Here is a 16593-nt window from a genome sequence, read left to right as displayed (position 1 = left end):
CGCTACTTGCCCTTCTTGCCGTCGAAATGCGGATTTTCCCAAATCGCCGTGCCGCCCTGTCCGAGGCCGACGCACATCGCGGTCACGCCGTATCGCACGTCGGGCCGCTGCGCGAACTGGCGCGCGAGCTGCGTCATCAGACGGACGCCCGATGCAGCGAGCGGATGCCCGATGGCGATCGCGCCGCCCCAGGGGTTGACGCGCGGGTCGTCGTCGGAAATGCCGAAATGGTCGGTGAATGACAGCACCTGGACGGCGAACGCCTCATTGAGTTCGAAGAGGCCGATGTCGTCGATGGTAAGGCCGGCGCGGCGCAGCGCTTTCTCCGTCGACGGCACCGGGCCGAGGCCCATGACTTCGGGCTCGACACCAGCGAAGCCGAAGCCGACGAGTCGCATCTTTGCACCGAGGCCGAGTTCGCGGGCGGTGTCGGCGCCGGCGAGCAACGAGACGGTTGCGCCGTCGGTCAACGGGGACGCGTTGCCCGCGGTGACGCGACCATGCGGGCGGAACGGGGTCTTCAGCGTTGCGAGGCCCTCCATCGTCGTCTCCGGTCGGCGCCCCTGATCTTCGGTTGCGAGACCCCAGCCGGTTTCCGAGCGAGTCGCCACCGGAATCAGGTCGGCCTGGATATCGCCGCGGTCGTAGGCGGCCTGCACTTTCTGCTGGCTCAGCATGCCAAAACGATCCGCGCGCTCCTTGGTCAATGCCGGGAAGCGGTCGTGCAGTCGTTCCGCGGTGATGCCCATGTTCAGTGCATCCGGGCTCACCAGTTTCTCGGCAACAAAGCGAGGATTCGGATCTGCGTCGAGTCCGATGGGGTGCTTGCCCATGTGCTCGACTCCGCCGGCAAACGCGAGGTCGTACTGACCCGATCCGATCGCGGCGCCCATGAACGACGCAACCGTAAGTGCGCCGGCGCACATGCGGTCAAGTGCGAACCCGGGCACCGTGACGGGGATGCCCGCAAGCATCGATACTGTGCGGCCGAGCGTGAGCCCCTGGTCGCCTTGCTGGGTCGTCGCGGCGATGCCCACGTCGTCGATGCGCTCGAGCGGTAGCTCGGGGTTGCGCTCGATCAGCCCTTGCAGCGCCTTGACTGCCAGGTCATCGGCACGAGTCCCTGCGTAGATTCCCTTGTCGCCGGCACGCCCGAACGGGGTGCGGACACCGTCCACGAACACAACTTCTCTCATTGCGGCCACTTCGCCTCCATCAGCATTGGTGATCTGCGTTTCCTCCATCCTAGAGAGACGGAGTCTCACGCGTCACGACCTGGCGCCGAGAATGCTGAAAATCTGCGGGAATCACCGCACAGTGTTATGGGAGATCTACAATTACGCCGGCAATAATTGGTGCGGTTATGCCAACCTGCCAGGGGCGCGCTCCGAGCTCCGTGAGACGGAGTGCGATGCTTTCCGCAGAGCGGTCGGCGGGCGGCTGGAACACGACCCGGCGAAGCGTGTCGGGGGTGAGCAGGTTCTCCAGAGGAATCGAGCGCGCCTCGGCTTCGGCCTCGATTGCTGGTCGGGCGGCCTCGAGTCGTGCGGCAGCTTCGGGATGACGCTGCGCCCACGCGCGGTGATGCGGGATCGCCTCGGGATCGCGCTGCTTCGGCCCCGGCAAGTCCGTGGTCGTCTTCCCGCGCAGGATCGCTGCCCACCAGCGCTCGAGCTCGCTGCGGCTGGCACGCCCGCGGAATGTCTGCAGGCGCGCGAGGTCGCCGCTCGACCGAGGATTGGCGGCCGCGGCAGCGACGATCGAGGCGTCCGGGATCAGTCGACCGGGTGCCACGTCGCGTTCGCGAGCGAGTGCGTCGCGGGCGTTCCAGAGCTCCCGGGCGAGTGCCAGGGCACGCGCAGATTTGAGGAGGTGGCCGCCGGAGAGCTTGCGCCACGGTTCTGCGGGGCGCGGCTTCTCGGGTTTGGTGCGCGCCGCTTCGAATTCCTCGATCGCGAACTCTGCTTTCTGCTGTCCGTCAAGATCCGCCGCGATGGCGTCGCGCAGGTCAGGCAGGAGCGCAACGTCGAGCGCCGCGTACTCCAGCCAGGATTCTGGGAGTGGACGCTGCGACCAGTCCGCGGCGGAGTGCGCTTTTTCGAGTGTGATGCCGAGCTTGAGTTCAACGATCGCCCCGAGGCCAACGCGTTCGTACCCGAGGAGTCGCGCAGCCAGCTCGGTGTCGAAGATGCGTTGCGGCACGAGCCCGATCGAAGCCAGGCAGGGGAGATCCTGAGTCGCCGCGTGGAAGATCCATTCCTCCGCCGCGAGGGCGTGCTGCAGCGGCGCAAAATCTGGAATGTCGATGGGGTCGATCAGGAACGTGCCTGCACCACGACGAAACACCTGCACCAGGTAGGCCTCGGACCCGTAGGTGAAGCCCGACGCGCGCTCGGCGTCAACGCCGACTGGTCCGGTTCCGCCGGCGAGGGCGTCAGCGGCGCGCTCGAGCCCTTCGGAGTCGCTGACCATGGTCCAGTGGGTATCGAGCTCCGACTGGGAGACCGTCATGCGTTATGCCCCTTCCGCGGCTTGGCGCGAGCGTCGCGCCGCGATGGAGTCTATGCCCTCCGCGTGGGGGAGTCCGGCCAAGAGGCACAAGAGCTCCGACCATGCCTGGGCGTGGACCCCGAAGTCGTTGCCGATCGGCGTCCACGACGCGCGCAGTTCGATCTGGGCGGATTCTCCACGCGCCTCCAGGGCGCCGTAACTGCTCGAGAGCGTCTTCGTGGCGGTAGCGGAAAGGTAGGTGTACTGGGCGCCGCGAGAGTCCAGCGCATCGACGAGCCAGGACCAGGCGACATCGGAGATGAACGGGTCGACGCCGATCTCCAGTTCGAGCGGCGCCTGGGCGAAGCAAACGATGCGGAATTGGCCGCCCCATTCGTCGAAAGCGTCGGGGTCGTGCATGAGCACGATGCGCCCGGCTCCATACGGAGAATCGGTGGCCGTACTCGATGCAGGGCCGTGCTCCGACGTGCGCGACACCCCTGCGGCGAGCGCGATCGAGTGCGGCGCGATGCGCTCGGGCGCCGCGATCTCTTGAGAGACCAGTTCGCCGCGCAAGCGCGCGGAACGGAGCTGCTCTGCAGCCGTGTCGAAGTCGACGGGGGCGCCACCGATGCGTGCCATCACACTGGTGACACTAGAGTTTGCTGTGAACTTCGGGTCGATGCCACGCCGGGATCGGCGAAGCGAAGGAGGAGGCCGTCACCATGGTGGATTCTGAGTCGCGACGGGGCCGGGCGGTCGGGCTCGGGGTGCTGGGCGCGCTTGCGGGAACGGTGCTCGCCGGAGCTGCGGGCGCCGTGCTCGGTGGGGTCGCCCTCGCACGACGCGCCGTGACCCCGGCTGCCGCGCCCGAGTCGCCAGTCGAAGTCGTCTCGGTCGATGCCGCGGGGCTCGATGGCACGACTCGGCCGCAAGGGGGCGCGCCCACGGTGCGGCTTTGCGGAACCGATGCCGACCTGCCGGGGCGATACTCGTACCTGTTCCAGGGCGTGGAGGGTCACGCGCGCGTCGGCGAGGTCGTGGCGCATCTCGGCGGTGACGTCGTGCGCGAGCTCATCGCAGTCGATCGGGGTGAACTGCTCCCCGGCGTGCTGGGGCGCATCACGGGCTGGTGGTACTCGGAACCCGAAGAACTCGGAATGCGCACCGAGCACATCACCTACGCGACGGAACTCGGCGATGCCGATGCCTGGATCGTGCACCCGCGCTGGCCCCGGAAACGTCGGTGGGCGATCCACGTGCACGGCCGCGGCGCGTTACCTGGCGAGACGCTGCGCGGCGTGTCTGCGCTCGCGCAGAGCGGGGTTACGAATCTGATCATCAGTTACCGGAATGATCCCGGTGCGCCGCAAGGCTTGCGCGGTCGGTACGGAGTCGGCTTCTCCGAGAGTCGGGACGTCGATGCGGCCGTCGCGGAGGCCGTGCGTCGCGGGGCGGAACGCGTGACCCTGGTCGGTTGGTCCATGGGGGGCACCGCCTGCCTGGTGGCGGCCACTCGCGGTCCGCACCGCGGCGTCATCGACGGTCTGATTCTCGATTCTCCAGCCGTTGATTGGAACGCGCTCCTCCGCTATCACGCTGCGGCAGCCTCGGTGCCTGAGGCGATTGCCGGTATCGGTGTGGGCATGCTCTCGCGCGGGTGGGTCGGCGCTGGTGAGAACGGCGGGCTCCCGATCGCGCAATTGCGCCCCGAAACTTTCGCCCGCGATCTCCGCATTCCGGTGCTGATACACGCAAGCCGCGGTGACACGTTCGTTCCGTCTGATGGCGCGGAGCGTCTTGCCGATCTGCGACCGGATTTGGTGCACTTGCGCCTGATGCAGCGAGCGGAGCACGTGAAGCTGTGGAATATGGACCAGGAAGGGTGGGAGCGTACGACGCGCGTCTTCGCACGCGCGTTGCCGCATCCTCCCTGGCGCGGATAAGCACGGTCACGCGGGTACACTGGCTCCGATGGTCTCAGACACCCAGCACAACGCCGCCCGGCTCGTCGACCGGCGACCCACGATCTCCGGTACCGAACTCGTCGCGACCCTGGTGCCTCCGCCCCAGTTCGATCGTGCCTCTTTCGATTCGTACCGGCCGGATCCCGACTACCCCTCCCAGGACGAAGCCCGCGAGCTGCTGCGCGCGTTCGCCGCGCCCGCACCAACGGTGTCTCGCGGAGGGTTCTTCGGATTCGGGAAAAAGAAGTCGGCTGACTCAGCCGCTCCTGCGACGACGAAGCCGGGCATCTACCTCGATGGCGGTTTCGGCGTCGGCAAGACCCACCTGCTCGCGGCCACGTGGCACGCCACGGCCGGTCGCAAGTACTTCGGCACCTTCATCGAATACACCGCGCTGGTCGGTGCGCTGGGCTACAGCGGCGCCGTCGGTGTGCTGCAGGGAGCCCGGCTGATCTGCATCGATGAGTTCGAACTCGACGATCCGGGCGACACCATGCTCATGACGCGTCTCATCGGTGACCTCACCGCGACCGGCACCAAGTTCGTCGCCACCTCGAACACGCCGCCCAACGCGCTCGGCGAGGGGCGGTTCGCAGCTGCCGACTTCATGCGCGAGATTCAAGCGATGTCCGATCGCTTCGTGACGATTCGTATCGACGGCGTCGATTACCGTCAGCGCGACCTCGAGAGCGACGCCATCGCATTGACTGATGACGAGTATCGCTTCGTGCTGGCGGATGTGGCCTCCGCGCACGAGCGCATGACCGACGATGATTTCTCCGAATTGATCGAGCATTTGGCCACCGTGCACCCGTCGAGCTACAGCGGGCTGCTGTCGGGCGTGCACTGCATCGGCCTGCGGAATGTGCATGAGCTCACCGATCAGTCATCGGCACTCAGATTCGTCGCGTTCATCGACCGTGTGTACGACGCGCAGATTCCCATTCGCGCGACCGGCGCGCAGCTCACGACGATTTTTGGCGGCGGCATGCTCGACGGCGGGTATCGCAAGAAGTACCTGCGCTGCATGTCGCGCTTGAACGCACTGACGGCCAGCGAAGTTTCTCAGTAGCGCCATCCGCACCGTCGAATCAGGAGACGATATGAACGGGACCCCGTCGAACAGAGGGTGGGCGCGAGCGCTCGGTGAATTCGGTCGTTCGTTTCTGACGGCGTTTCTCAAGTCTTCGGGCCGGCAGAATTCCGATCAGCGTTCGGGTTCAGGTCTGAGACCATCTGCACAGGATCGCCGCAACCGACCGGCAACTGCGACGGCCTCGCACGACGAGCGTCTGAGCCCGGGGCGCGAGGGCCAAACGGCAACGCGCGAGCTCACCGCGTCGGAGACACGTCTCTTGCGGCCGAGCTACGAGCCGAACCCTGACGGTGATCCTGACCCCGGCGAGGTCATCTGGACCTGGGTGCCCTACGTCGAGAATGATGGTCGCGGCAAAGATCGACCGGTGCTCATCATCGCGCGCATCGACGACGAGACCACTGCGGGGTGCTACCTGAGTACCAAGCAGCACCGTGGCTTCGTTTCAGTCGGCACCGGCGGCTGGGACAGTCAGGGGCGCGAGAGCTTCCTCTCACCCGAACGCGTACTCCGTGTCACGAACGATGGGATGCGCCGCGAAGGGCACGTGCTTGACCGGAGCCGCTTTGTCGATGCAGTCGCCGCGGTCGTGCGCGAACACGGGATCCGTGGGTGAGCCTGAGCGGTTGATACTCCGTTCCCTCATGCACCGTTCCGGGCGCCGCCTCGCTGTGCGAACGCTCGCGGCTCAGCCGCGCACCGTGCAGAACAGGTGCCCGACCGGATCGCGGTAGACGCGGAACGTCTCGTGGTCGGCCGCGAAGCGCGCCCCAATTTCGAGGAGTGCACGGTGCGCTTCATCGAGGTTGTCGACACGAATGTCGAGGTGCGCCTGTTGCGCGCCGTCATCGCCCGGCCAGTTTGGCGGCACATAACCGGGGGACTCCTGGAACGCGAGTGTCGTGGCGAGCCCATGGATCTCGAGGTCGACCCAGTCGTCGCCGTCAGCCACCACCGTGCCCCCAAAGATACGCTGATAGAACTCTGCCAGAGCGGCAGGTTCGGGGCAGTCAAATACGAAACTGTGTAACTTCGCGATCGGGCTCATGCGGGTCTCCGTTCTCAGCGGTGCGTGTGCCACCAGTCTGCGCGGAGCTGCTGCACGCTGCAATCACTTGCGCAGGATGCCCGTCACGTCTTCGGAGGTGGGGCGACGTCGGGGGAACGGCGAGCTTCGATGATGCACTGGGGACGAGCGCCCGGTTCGTGGCGTTCGGTGACCGAGAGCACGCTGAAGCCCGCTTCGTGCAGCACACGAGAAAACTGCCCGGAGGGCCAGCGATACGCCCGGATAACCGCGTGCTCGAAGGTTTCGAGATGCGACCAGGCAAACAGGCCGACAAGCAAGCTCCCGCCAGGGCGCAGCACGCGGCGGAACTCCGCAAGCACCGCAGCAAGCTCTTCGGGGCGGGTATGGATCACCGAGTACCAGGCGAGGACGCCGTCCAGGCTCGCATCGGCACACCCGGTCTGCTCGAGGGATGCTTGGCGGAATCGAGCGTCCGGAAAACGGCTTTCGGCGATGGCCAGGAACTCGGGGGAGTGATCGATGCCTTCGACATCGACTCGGTGCTGACGCAGCTCCTCAGTCCAGTGCCCCGGGCCGCAGCCGGCGTCGAGCACGGGCCCGGAACGTGCGAGGGCCCAAGCGCGGATATGCGCGCGGTCATCGGGATGAGCAGTCGCGACGTCCGCGAAGTGCTCCGCGTATTCGACGGCGCGCTGGTCATAGGCCCGGCGCACCGCGATGGGGGTTGGGTCTAAGGCTCGCATTGTTCCAGCGTATGCCGAAGCGCTGCAGTGCCTGGACATGTGGGTCTTCCCTCAGCAGATGCCATGGAGTCATAATGAGAGAAGATGCGCCGCGACCGGCCGGTGCGCTGACGAAAAGGACGAACGAATGGGCATCGAAGATCTGAGCAAGAAGGCCTCCGACCTCGCCGGCAAGGCCGGTGAAGTGGTGAACGAGAATGCTGAGAAGCTGCAGGATGCGCTGAAGAGTGATCAGGCCGAGGAAATCAGCGACAAGGTGCTTGACGGCGTCGCCGGTTTCGCCGACAAGATCACCGGCGGCAAGTTCAGCGACAAGATCACTGAAGTTCGCGACAACATCGACGGCGCGATCGGTAACGAGTAGTTTTTCGCGGCACTGCCGCAATTTCGGCCCCCGACTGCGTGAGCGCTCGGGGGTCGAAGTGTGTTTGGCAGCGCGTTCGCGATTCTCGTGAGGTCACGGAACGCAAAAAGCCCCGGGGAAACCGGGGCTTTTCTTCTGTGCGCGATACTGGGATCGAACCAGCGTGAGAATCTGGGGCGAACGCAGCGCGTTCGCGATTCTCGCGAGGTCACGGAATGCAAAAAGCCCCGGAGAAACCGGGGCTTTTCTTCTGTGCGCGATACTGGGATCGAACCAGTGACCTCTTCCGTGTCAGGGAAGCGCGCTACCGCTGCGCCAATCGCGCCTGTACAGGCTATGAAATTATAGACGAGGTGGCGACGGGATTCGAACCCGTGTATACGGCTTTGCAGGCCGCTGCCTCGCCTCTCGGCCACGCCACCGTAGTGGTTGTTACCACAAGCGGCCGAGCAAGCTCGGCCACTGGAGCGGATGACGAGACTCGAACTCGCGACCCTCACCTTGGCAAGGTGATGCGCTACCAACTGCGCTACATCCGCATTTCCGCCGCGTTTCCGCGACCTGATTAACTATAGGGAAGCCTGAGCGGGGGTGCAAATCAGGCTCACCATCCCGGGCGCGCCGCACGAAATATTGGCGTGATTTCGCCGTTTTTGGAAGTTTTCGCATGCGTGTCGGTGGCCCCGGATACTGTGGATGCATGTCCGAAAGCGCGGGGTCGGTGGTGAAGCGATGGGTGGGCTTCACGGTCTTCCTGCTCGTCGTCGCGCTCGTGGCATTCGTCATGATGCATCGGCAGGAGCTCAAAGATCGCTTCGCTGCACTCGGGTTTGAGAGCAGCCCGAAGGTGGCAGAACTCTCGGAGTCGCTGCAGCTGACCGACGAGGGCCTGCGCATCTTCACCGCGACGCACCCGACCATCGACGGGAGCCAGCACTTCAATGAGCAATGCGCCGAAGTCGACCACTCCGAGCAGGGTCACGTGCTCGGGTGTTACGCGGGCGACCGAATCCATTTGTTCGACGTCACTGATGAGCGCGTGAGCGGCATCGTCGAGGTCACCGCGGCTCACGAGCTGCTGCACGCCGTGTGGTCGCGCATGGGGGAGGGCGATCGCACCCTCATGACGGCGAAGCTGCGTGAGGTCTACGATGACCTGGTTCCCGCGCACCCCGAACTCGCGGAGCGTATGTCGGTGTACGAGCATCTGTCAGATACCGCGTTCGCAAACGAACTGCATTCGGTCTTCGGTACCGAGGTGCGCGACCTTCCGCCCTGGCTCGAAGAGCACTACGCGCAGTGGTTCAAGCAGCGATCAGACCTGATCGACGGGTTCGACACGTACCACACGGTGTTTCAGGAGTTGCAGCAGCAAGCCGATCACTTGCAGTCCGAAATGACGGCGCTGCGCGCCGATGTGGAGTCGCGCAAGCAATCGTACGGTCAGGCGGTGGAAGTCTTCAACGCTGACGCGAGCGCATTCTCGGCCGATGTTGCGGCCGGCACGTATGCGGAAGACCCCGACGCGCAGACTGCGGTCTCCGGCGCACTCACCGAGCGTCGCGCGGCCCTCGACACGGAACTTGCCGATCTGCAGGGCGACATCGACCGATACAACGGGCTCCGCCATGATCTGCAGCAGCTCAGCGAGGTGAGCGCCGAACTGGATGAACAACTCAACAGTGACCTCGCGCCGATCACGACACGCCCGACCGAATAGCCCCGATTCCGCGAAATACTGCGCCTCGAGACTGGTGGGGCAGAGTGCGCCTGCGATCCGTGTATGATCGATCAGGTTGGCACCGCGCAGTTTCGCTCGTGAAACTCAAGTGCAGACGGGCGATTGGCGCAGTTGGTAGCGCGCTTCCTTCACACGGAAGAGGTCATCAGTTCGAGTCTGGTATCGCCCACCACACCAGCATCAGGCCCGCAGCGCATACGCGTTGTGGGCCTGATGCGTTTCACCCCATTGCGTTCTTCCGGCGAATCTGGGACAGTTGACCCACATTCTCGAAGAGGAGGATCGATGGGCGTTCCTGTGCATCAGCGTCGAGCCGCGCTCGTCGATGCCGCATTGCGGGTGCTCAGCCGAGAGGGGCTCGCGGCGACATCCACTCGCGCGATCGTTGAGGAGGCGGGCATGAGCCTTGCGAGCCTCCACTACGCGTTCGACTCCCGCGATGCACTGCTCGAGGCGGTCGTCGAGAGAGTCGTCAGAGACGAACGCGAAGCGGTGCACGCGGTGCTCGCGAGCGGGGGAGACTCGCAACGCGATGACGCAGCCTCAGGCGCCACTGGCGACGCTGTGCTGCAGCAACTCGTCCGCAACGGCATGGAGCGCTACGTGCAGACCGTGGTGCAGCATCCCGGACGCGAACACGGCATGCTCGAGTTGACGCTCGATGCGTCGCGGCATGATGACTCCCGGGCGCTCGTGCGCTCGCAGTACGACAGCTACCGGTCGCTCGTCGCCGATCTGCTCGTCGAGGCCGGGCAGATCTCGGGAACCCGGTGGCGGGTTCCCGTGGATGAGATCGCGACCGTCGTGGTCGCGTTGACCGACGGCCTGACCATCGCGCACATCGTCGACGGTGTCACGCCCGTACTCGCGCTGGATACCGTGGTCGCGGCGATCCTCGTGCACGCGGAATCGCGGTCACTGTGAGTCGTGAGCGCGGCCGGGCACCCGCGACCGAGGTGCCGTCGTCGGTTGAGGTGGAAGCGGTTACGACACCCTCACGCCGGGTCTCGGCCCCGTGGATCGCTGCATTCTCGGTTGCGTGGCTGGGCGTGTGGATGGCCCAGCTCGCGCCGATGCAACTGCTCCTCCCGACGCAAGTCGAACGATTGGTGCGGGCCGACGGTTGGGTCGGGAGCGTCGTCGCCTTCGGCACGGTGAGCGGGATCTCTGCCGTCTGCGCGATCATCGCGTATCCGCTGGCGGGGGCGCTTTCCGACCGCACGACGTCGCGGTGGGGGCGACGTCGACCCTGGGTCGCCGGGGGAGCCCTGCTGTTCGGCTGCAGCCTGGTGGCTCTCGGGCTGCAGGAGTCGTTCTGGGGCGTCGCAGTCTGCTGGTCACTCGCAATTTCCGGGTTCTGCGCGCTGACAGCTGCGCTGACCGCGATGATCGCGGACCAGGTGCCCGTGTCTCAGCGCGGCCTCGTCTCCGGGTTCGTTTCGGCGCCGCAGGGCGTCGGGGTGGTGCTCGGACTGCTGCTGGTGACCGTGGTGCTGACGGGCATCAGCGCCGGGTACATCGGCCTCGCGGTGGCGCTCTGCGTGCTGGTGCTCCCAGCACTGCGGCTGCCGGATCCGCCGCTCGACCGCCGTCACCGCGCGCCCTGGAGCGCCGTTGCCGTCGCTCGCGGGTTCTGGATCAGCCCGCGTCGCTTCCCCGACTTCGGTTGGACGCTGCTGTCGCGCATTCTGGTGAATACGGGCAATGCACTCGGCACGGGCCTCCTGCTGTACTTCCTGATGTTCGGGCTCCACCGGGCACACGCTGACGACGACCTGCTCGTCCTGTCGCTCATGTACACCGCCATGACCGTCGTGGCCTCCCTCGTATGCGGCAGGCTCTCGGATCGTCTCGGCCGGCGCAAGGTGTTCGTTGCTGTCTCGGCCGGTTTGCAGGCGGTCGGCGGACTGCTGCTTGCGGTGTGGCCGGGCTATTCGCTCGCGCTGGTGGCCGCAGTACTGCTCGGTCTCGGGTACGGGTGCTTCCTTGCCGTCGATCAGGCGCTTGCGACGCAGGTGCTTCCTGACGCCGCGACCCGCGGCAAAGATCTCGGCATCATGAACATTGCGAACGCCGTGCCGCAGGCGCTCGCACCACTGCTCGGGGCGATCGTCGTGAGCGCTACCGGAGGATTTCTCGCACTGTTTCTCGTCAGCGGCGTGTGCTCGCTGCTCGGCGCTTGGAGCGTGCACTACGTGAGGAGTGTTCGATGATCGATCTGACAGCGCCACGAGGGGACCCCTGGGCGAACCCTGCGGCGTACTGGCCGCGCATCGATGCGGCGACGAGCGAGCTCGATCCGCCATTCGGCGTGCTGCACCGGGGTGCCCTCGCGCATAATGCTCACGATCTGCTGCGGCGAGCGCAGGGGACGCCGATACGTGTCGCGAGCAAGTCGTTGCGGGTGCGGGCCGTGCTCGAATCGGTGCTCGCGATTCCCGGGTTTGCGGGAGTGCTCGCATACACCCTGCCTGAGGCGCTCTGGCTCGCGGATGCCGGGTTCGACGACATCGTGGTCGCTTACCCCACATCGGATCGCGGGGCGATCGCGGCGCTCGCGACCGACGAGCGGCGGGCCGCCGCGATCACCCTGATGGTCGATGATGTGTCTCAGCTGGACTGTATCGACAGCGTGCTGCCGCCAGCGCAGCGCGAGACCGTTCGGGTGGCGTTGGAGCTCGACGCCTCGCTGCACTCGCCGGTGCTGGGGCACGTCGGGGTCTTCCGATCCCCGGTAGGGTCGCCGGCGGCTCTCGCGAGCCTGGCCTCGGCGGCTGCGGGGCGTGCGGGGTTTCGGGTGGTCGGCATCATGGCGTACGAGGCGCAGGTCGCGGGCGTTCCCAATGCGGGTCCGGGCAGGATCGCGATTCGCGCCATGCAGCGCGCGTCAATAGCTGAACTCGCCGAACGGCGAGCGGAGGCGGTCGCCCTGGTGCGGTCGGTCGTCCGAGCACACGGCAACGACCTCGAATTCGTGAACGGGGGCGGCACGGGGTCGATTGAATCCACTCGGCTCGATGATTCCGTCACGGAAATCGCGGCGGGGTCCGGTCTCTTCGGCCCAGGTCTGTTCGATCACTACGAACAGTTCGCGCCGGCTCCCGCGGTGGGTTTCGCGCTCTCCGTGGTGCGCCGCCCCGCTCCAGCGGTCGCGACGGTGCTCGGCGGTGGGTGGATTGCGTCGGGACCACCGACGGCCAATCGCCAACCGCTCCCGGTGTGGCCTCCAGGGCTGAGCACGTTGCCGCGCGAGGCCGCAGGCGAGGTGCAGACTCCGCTGCGCGGCGCCGCCGCGCGCGGCCTCGAGGTCGGCGATCGGGTGTGGCTGCGACACGCGAAATCGGGGGAGGTCTCAGAACATCTGAATGTGCTGCACGTCGTCGATGGAGATCAGGTGATCGATTCGGTACCCACCTATCGCGGCGAAGGGAAGGCGTTCCTGTGACTGACTCGAAATCGTCGTCGGATCCGAAACTCGACCGCCTGCGAACTCGTCGCGGTCGCATCGTCGAGAACTGGGGGCGCAGCGCCCGTGCTCAGCCCATACGGATTCTGGCACCGACATCCGCCCAAGAGCTCTCTGACATCGTGCGTCGTGCAGCGGCAGACGGTGAGACCCTGAAAGCGATCGGCGCCGGGCATTCGTTCAGCGACATTGCGATGACGGATGGCGTGCTCGTCGATGTCGCAGCGCTCTCCGGGCTGATCGCACACGATCCGGAGTCGAGGCGCGTCACCATCGGTGCCGGCACACGCTTGCGACAACTCCCGATGATCCTGCGTCCTCTCGGATTGGCCGTCCAGAATCTCGGCGACATTGACACGCAGACGATCGCCGGCGCCGTCTCGACCGGTACTCACGGTACGGGGATCGGCTTCGGCGGCATCGCGACGCAGATCACTGCGGTGACGCTGGTCGACGGCACCGGGGAGATTCGCAGGATCGCGACCGATACGCACCCCGAATGGCTTCCGGCCGTGCAACTGGGACTCGGCGCACTCGGCGTGCTCGTCGCCGTCGAACTGCAGTGCGTCCCGACGTTTCTGCTGCACGCCGTCGAGCGCTCCGAACCGTTCGCAGTCATCGACGAGCTGCTCGACCGTGCGCGCGCGATTGACCACGTCGAAGCGTACTGGTGGCCGCACACGGACCGATTGTCGACCAAGTCGAACGCGCGCCTCACCCCAGACGCGGCATTTGCCGCGCCGCACCCGGTGCGGGGCTGGCTGGAGGACGAACTGCTCGGAACGGCGGCGCACTGGGCGATCTGCAGCGTCGGCACCGTGGCGGGGTTTGCCACACCCGCGATCAACCGATTCGCCGCTGCGGTCTACGGCAGGCGCTCGTTCACCGACGACTCCCACGCGGTGTTCACCAGCCCGCGACGCGTACGCTTCCGTGAGATGGAGTACGCCATTCCTGCGGAAGCTCTGCCCGAGGCACTCCGCGAGGTGCGCGCGCTGATCGAACGACGACGGTGGCGGGTATCGTTCCCGATCGAGGTGCGCTTCGCCGCAGCAGACGACCTGTGGCTCTCGACCGCATACGGTCGCGAGAGCGCGTACATCGCGGTGCACCGGTACTGGCGAGAGAATCCGGAGCCCTACTTCTCAGCAGTCGAATCGATCTTGCGCGGCTACGACGGCCGCCCGCACTGGGGCAAGATGCACGGTCGTAGGCGGGCTGATCTCAAGTCTGCGTACCCTCGATTCGACGACTTCCTCGCCGCCCGCGACGTCTTCGACCCCGAGCGAACGTTCGCGAACGACTACACCCGCCGCGTGCTCGGGCGCTGACCGGCGCAAGTAGGCTGAGAGGCATGCTTCCTCCGGCCATCACCGCGCTCGACGTGATTCCCGGCGTCTTCGCCTTGACGCATGCCGCCATCGGACTCACTGCGATCCTGTCGCTCGCCAAGTTCGAAACGCAGCTGACGTGGCCGAAGATGATCGCCTGGATCGTGTTCATCGCCGTCGTTCCGCTGGTCGGCGCGATCGTATGGTTCACCGCAGGTCGACCGCGGTTCCGCTCTGCATCAGGTGTCGACGCGGCGGAGGACTCAGCGCCGCACGTCGGGGGAACGCAGTAGGATCGTACGGTGATCGGCGCAGTGCCGATCCTGCGCGACCGCAACGGTGTGCGCAGCATTTCCGACACCCACAGTGCAGGAGTTCACCCGTGGCCGATGGCTTCTCCCGGTTCCCCGATCGTTCGATCGTCGCGATGCGCGTCAATGGCGAGTTGCGCGACCTTGCGACGGAGCTGACGGAGACGGACACGGCTGAGCCGATCTCGATCGAGTCGGCCGACGGTCTCAACATTCTGCGCCACTCGGCGGCCCACGTGCTCGCGCAGGCGGTGCAGCGCATCAACCCCGAGGCACGCCTCGGCATTGGCCCGCCCATCACCGACGGGTTCTACTACGACTTCGACCCGAAGACGCCGTTCACGCCTGAAGACTTGAAAGCGATCTCCGCTGAGATGCAGAAGATCGTCAAGCAGGGGCAGCGCTTCGTGCGTCGCGTCGTCACCGAAGACGAAGCGCGCGCCGAGCTCGCGAACGAGCCGTACAAGCTCGAACTGATCGGGCTGAAGGGCGGCTCGGCGGGTGACGAGAACAGCGAGAGCGTCGAGGTCGGCGGCGCCGAGCTTACGATCTACGACAACGTCGACCCGAAGACCGGCGAGCTGTGCTGGAAAGATCTTTGCCGCGGCCCGCACGTGCCCAACACGCGCCTGCTCGGCAACGGATGGGCGCTCATGCGCTCGGCAGGCGCCTACTGGCGCGGCAGCGAGAAGAACCCGATGCTGCAGCGCATCTACGGCACCGCCTGGCCGACCAAAGACGAGTTGCGCGCCTACCAGACGCGCCTCGAAGAGGCTGCGAAGCGCGATCATCGCAAGCTGGGCGTCGAACTCGATCTCTTCAGCTTCCCCGACGAAATCGGGTCGGGCCTCGCGGTCTTCCACCCGAAGGGCGGCATCATCCGCCACGAGATCGAAACGTTCATGCGTGAAGAGCTGCTGAAGAACGGCTACGAGGTCGTGAACAGCCCCCACATCACAAAGGGCTCGCTCTTCGAGACCAGCCAGCACCTGAACTGGTACAAGGACGGGATGTTCCCGGCGATGCACCTCGACGAGGTCGAAGACGCCGAGGGCAACGTCATCAAGCAGGGCCAGGACTACTACCTGAAGCCGATGAACTGCCCGTTCCACAACCTCATCTTCCGCTCCCGGGCGCGCAGTTATCGCGAACTGCCGCTGCGTCTCGCCGAGTTCGGCACGGTGTACCGGTACGAGAAGAGCGGCACGCTGTCGGGCCTCACCCGCGTGCGCGGCCTCACTCAAGACGATGCGCACATCTACGTCACCGACGATCAGGTGAAGGGCGAGATCAAGCAGCAGCTCGAGTTCGTGTTCGCGACGCTTCGTGCGTACGGTCTCGATGACTTCTATCTCGAGCTGTCGACGCGGGATCCCGAGAAGTCGGTCGGCTCCGACGAACAGTGGGAGATCGCGACAGAGACCTTGCGCGAGGTCGGAGAAGAGTCGGGGCTCGAGCTCGTCGCTGACCCCGGTGGCGCGGCCTTCTACGGCCCGAAGATCTCCGTGCAGGCCCGAGACGCGATCGGCCGCACCTGGCAGCTCTCGACGGTGCAGCTCGACTTCAACCAGCCCGAGCTGTTCGAGCTCGAGTACCAGGCGGCCGACGGCACGCGTAAGCAGCCGATCATGATTCACCGCGCCCTGCTCGGCTCGGTGGAGCGCTTCTTCGCGATCCTGCTCGAGCACTACGCCGGCGCGTTCCCCGTCTGGCTTTCGCCGACCCAGGTCGTGGGCATCCCCGTGGCCGAGCAGTACGGCGAGTACCTCGACGGTGTCATCGCGCAGCTCCGTGAGCACGGCGTGCGCGCCGAGGTCGATCACGGCGACGACCGCATGCCGAAGAAGATCCGCACGCACACGAAGGCCAAGATCCCCTTCCAGCTCATCGCCGGAGAAGAGGACCGCGCGGCGGGTGCCGTCAGCTTCCGCTTCCGCGACGGCACCCAGATGAACGGCGTGCCGGTCGCGGAGGCGATCGCGCGCATCACCGGCGCGATTCGTTCGCACGAGCAGGTCTCCACCGCATGGTCGGAGTAGGCGACCGCGCCGACG

At 66.0% G+C, this 16593-nt stretch carries 16 protein-coding genes and 4 tRNA genes; 12 read left to right on the top strand and 8 right to left on the bottom strand.

Annotated features, from left to right (window positions below; translation table 11 throughout):
• Positions 1-2: 2 nt before the first annotated feature.
• From AMS67_RS12620 to AMS67_RS12610, 3 genes are all read right to left on the bottom strand, one after another.
• Entirely contained in the window at positions 3-1196 is a 1194-nt protein-coding gene (locus AMS67_RS12620; protein ID WP_370726594.1) for a thiolase family protein, read from the bottom strand.
• 124 nt (positions 1197-1320) lie between these two features.
• Complete coding sequence (locus tag AMS67_RS12615; RefSeq protein ID WP_053387704.1) at positions 1321-2511, bottom strand: HRDC domain-containing protein; 1191 nt, start codon at positions 2509-2511, stop codon at positions 1321-1323.
• 3 nt (positions 2512-2514) lie between these two features.
• Complete coding sequence (locus tag AMS67_RS12610) at positions 2515-3132, bottom strand: DUF3000 domain-containing protein (protein WP_053387703.1); 618 nt, start codon at positions 3130-3132, stop codon at positions 2515-2517.
• 83 nt (positions 3133-3215) lie between these two features.
• On the opposite strand from AMS67_RS12610, the gene AMS67_RS12605 reads away from it, so the two are divergent.
• From AMS67_RS12605 to AMS67_RS12595, 3 genes are read left to right on the top strand one after another with little or no spacing between them, the layout of a single operon-like run.
• A complete protein-coding gene (locus AMS67_RS12605; RefSeq protein ID WP_053387702.1) occupies positions 3216-4436 on the top strand; it encodes an alpha/beta hydrolase family protein in 1221 nt (406 codons plus the stop codon).
• 28 nt (positions 4437-4464) lie between these two features.
• Positions 4465-5529, top strand: coding sequence for a cell division protein ZapE (zapE, locus tag AMS67_RS12600; RefSeq protein WP_053387701.1), 1065 nt, complete (start codon positions 4465-4467; stop codon positions 5527-5529).
• A gap of 31 nt (positions 5530-5560) precedes the next feature.
• On the top strand, positions 5561-6169 hold the full coding sequence (locus tag AMS67_RS12595) for a hypothetical protein (RefSeq protein WP_241488079.1): 609 nt from the start codon (positions 5561-5563) through the stop codon (positions 6167-6169).
• Positions 6170-6241: 72 nt separating this feature from the next.
• On the opposite strand, the gene AMS67_RS12590 is transcribed toward AMS67_RS12595, so the two are convergent.
• Together AMS67_RS12590 and AMS67_RS12585 are read right to left on the bottom strand one after the other, a co-directional pair.
• Positions 6242-6601, bottom strand: coding sequence for a VOC family protein (locus AMS67_RS12590; protein WP_053387700.1), 360 nt, complete (start codon positions 6599-6601; stop codon positions 6242-6244).
• Positions 6602-6684: 83 nt separating this feature from the next.
• Positions 6685-7326, bottom strand: coding sequence for a class I SAM-dependent methyltransferase (locus AMS67_RS12585; RefSeq protein WP_053387699.1), 642 nt, complete (start codon positions 7324-7326; stop codon positions 6685-6687).
• 127 nt (positions 7327-7453) lie between these two features.
• On the opposite strand from AMS67_RS12585, the gene AMS67_RS12580 reads away from it, so the two are divergent.
• The gene (locus tag AMS67_RS12580) at positions 7454-7690 is read left to right on the top strand and encodes an antitoxin (protein ID WP_053353082.1); all 237 of its coding nucleotides are present in this window, start codon (positions 7454-7456) and stop codon (positions 7688-7690) included.
• Between the two features lie 253 nt (positions 7691-7943).
• Here AMS67_RS12580 and AMS67_RS12575 read toward each other — a convergent pair.
• The 3 genes from AMS67_RS12575 to AMS67_RS12565 all read right to left on the bottom strand — a co-directional run bounded on the left by AMS67_RS12575 (position 7944) and on the right by AMS67_RS12565 (position 8229).
• Positions 7944-8015, bottom strand: a tRNA-Val gene (locus tag AMS67_RS12575).
• Positions 8016-8041: 26 nt separating this feature from the next.
• Positions 8042-8112: transfer RNA gene (locus AMS67_RS12570), tRNA-Cys, on the bottom strand.
• A gap of 41 nt (positions 8113-8153) precedes the next feature.
• A tRNA-Gly gene (locus AMS67_RS12565) sits at positions 8154-8229 on the bottom strand.
• Between the two features lie 161 nt (positions 8230-8390).
• On the opposite strand from AMS67_RS12565, the gene AMS67_RS12560 reads away from it, so the two are divergent.
• The 8 genes from AMS67_RS12560 (at position 8391) to thrS (ending at position 16578) form a co-directional block, all read left to right on the top strand.
• Positions 8391-9410 (top strand): hypothetical protein, encoded by a 1020-nt coding sequence (locus tag AMS67_RS12560; protein WP_053387698.1) that lies wholly within the window; start codon positions 8391-8393, stop codon positions 9408-9410.
• Positions 9411-9527: 117 nt separating this feature from the next.
• Positions 9528-9603, top strand: a tRNA-Val gene (locus tag AMS67_RS12555).
• A gap of 113 nt (positions 9604-9716) precedes the next feature.
• The gene (locus AMS67_RS12550) at positions 9717-10355 is read left to right on the top strand and encodes a TetR/AcrR family transcriptional regulator (RefSeq protein ID WP_053387697.1); all 639 of its coding nucleotides are present in this window, start codon (positions 9717-9719) and stop codon (positions 10353-10355) included.
• The gene (locus AMS67_RS12545; RefSeq protein ID WP_241488078.1) at positions 10352-11644 is read left to right on the top strand and encodes an MFS transporter; all 1293 of its coding nucleotides are present in this window, start codon (positions 10352-10354) and stop codon (positions 11642-11644) included. The genes AMS67_RS12550 and AMS67_RS12545 overlap by 4 nt, the downstream gene beginning before the upstream one ends.
• Positions 11641-12876: an amino acid deaminase/aldolase gene (locus tag AMS67_RS12540; protein WP_053387696.1), complete on the top strand. Its 1236-nt coding sequence runs from the start codon at positions 11641-11643 to the stop codon at positions 12874-12876. Before AMS67_RS12545 ends, AMS67_RS12540 begins: the two co-directional genes overlap by 4 nt.
• Positions 12873-14228 (top strand): D-arabinono-1,4-lactone oxidase, encoded by a 1356-nt coding sequence (locus AMS67_RS12535; RefSeq protein ID WP_241488077.1) that lies wholly within the window; start codon positions 12873-12875, stop codon positions 14226-14228. Before AMS67_RS12540 ends, AMS67_RS12535 begins: the two co-directional genes overlap by 4 nt.
• A gap of 23 nt (positions 14229-14251) precedes the next feature.
• Entirely contained in the window at positions 14252-14521 is a 270-nt protein-coding gene (locus AMS67_RS12530; protein WP_053387695.1) for a PLD nuclease N-terminal domain-containing protein, read from the top strand.
• An 89-nt stretch (positions 14522-14610) separates the two neighbouring features.
• On the top strand, positions 14611-16578 hold the full coding sequence (gene thrS, locus AMS67_RS12525) for a threonine--tRNA ligase (RefSeq protein ID WP_053387694.1): 1968 nt from the start codon (positions 14611-14613) through the stop codon (positions 16576-16578).
• Positions 16579-16593: the final 15 nt, after the last annotated feature.

The organism is Leucobacter japonicus (assembly GCF_001273855.1).
Lineage (GTDB): Bacteria > Actinomycetota > Actinomycetes > Actinomycetales > Microbacteriaceae > Leucobacter > Leucobacter japonicus.
This window is presented reverse-complemented; position numbering and strand designations above follow the sequence as displayed.

Bases quoted from the DNA above. Each gene is read 5' to 3' on its own strand.
- AMS67_RS12620 (WP_370726594.1), bottom strand. From the start codon at position 1,196: ATGAGAGAAGTTGTGTTCGTGGACGGTGTCCGCACCCCGTTCGGGCGT.
- AMS67_RS12615 (WP_053387704.1), bottom strand. From the start codon at position 2,511: ATGACGGTCTCCCAGTCGGAGCTCGATACCCACTGGACCATGGTCAGC.
- AMS67_RS12610 (WP_053387703.1), bottom strand. From the start codon at position 3,132: ATGGCACGCATCGGTGGCGCCCCCGTCGACTTCGACACGGCTGCAGAG.
- AMS67_RS12605 (WP_053387702.1), top strand. From the start codon at position 3,216: ATGGTGGATTCTGAGTCGCGACGGGGCCGGGCGGTCGGGCTCGGGGTG.
- zapE (WP_053387701.1), top strand. From the start codon at position 4,465: ATGGTCTCAGACACCCAGCACAACGCCGCCCGGCTCGTCGACCGGCGA.
- AMS67_RS12595 (WP_241488079.1), top strand. From the start codon at position 5,561: ATGAACGGGACCCCGTCGAACAGAGGGTGGGCGCGAGCGCTCGGTGAA.
- AMS67_RS12590 (WP_053387700.1), bottom strand. From the start codon at position 6,601: ATGAGCCCGATCGCGAAGTTACACAGTTTCGTATTTGACTGCCCCGAA.
- AMS67_RS12585 (WP_053387699.1), bottom strand. From the start codon at position 7,326: ATGCGAGCCTTAGACCCAACCCCCATCGCGGTGCGCCGGGCCTATGAC.
- AMS67_RS12580 (WP_053353082.1), top strand. From the start codon at position 7,454: ATGGGCATCGAAGATCTGAGCAAGAAGGCCTCCGACCTCGCCGGCAAG.
- AMS67_RS12560 (WP_053387698.1), top strand. From the start codon at position 8,391: ATGTCCGAAAGCGCGGGGTCGGTGGTGAAGCGATGGGTGGGCTTCACG.
- AMS67_RS12550 (WP_053387697.1), top strand. From the start codon at position 9,717: ATGGGCGTTCCTGTGCATCAGCGTCGAGCCGCGCTCGTCGATGCCGCA.
- AMS67_RS12540 (WP_053387696.1), top strand. From the start codon at position 11,641: ATGATCGATCTGACAGCGCCACGAGGGGACCCCTGGGCGAACCCTGCG.
- AMS67_RS12530 (WP_053387695.1), top strand. From the start codon at position 14,252: ATGCTTCCTCCGGCCATCACCGCGCTCGACGTGATTCCCGGCGTCTTC.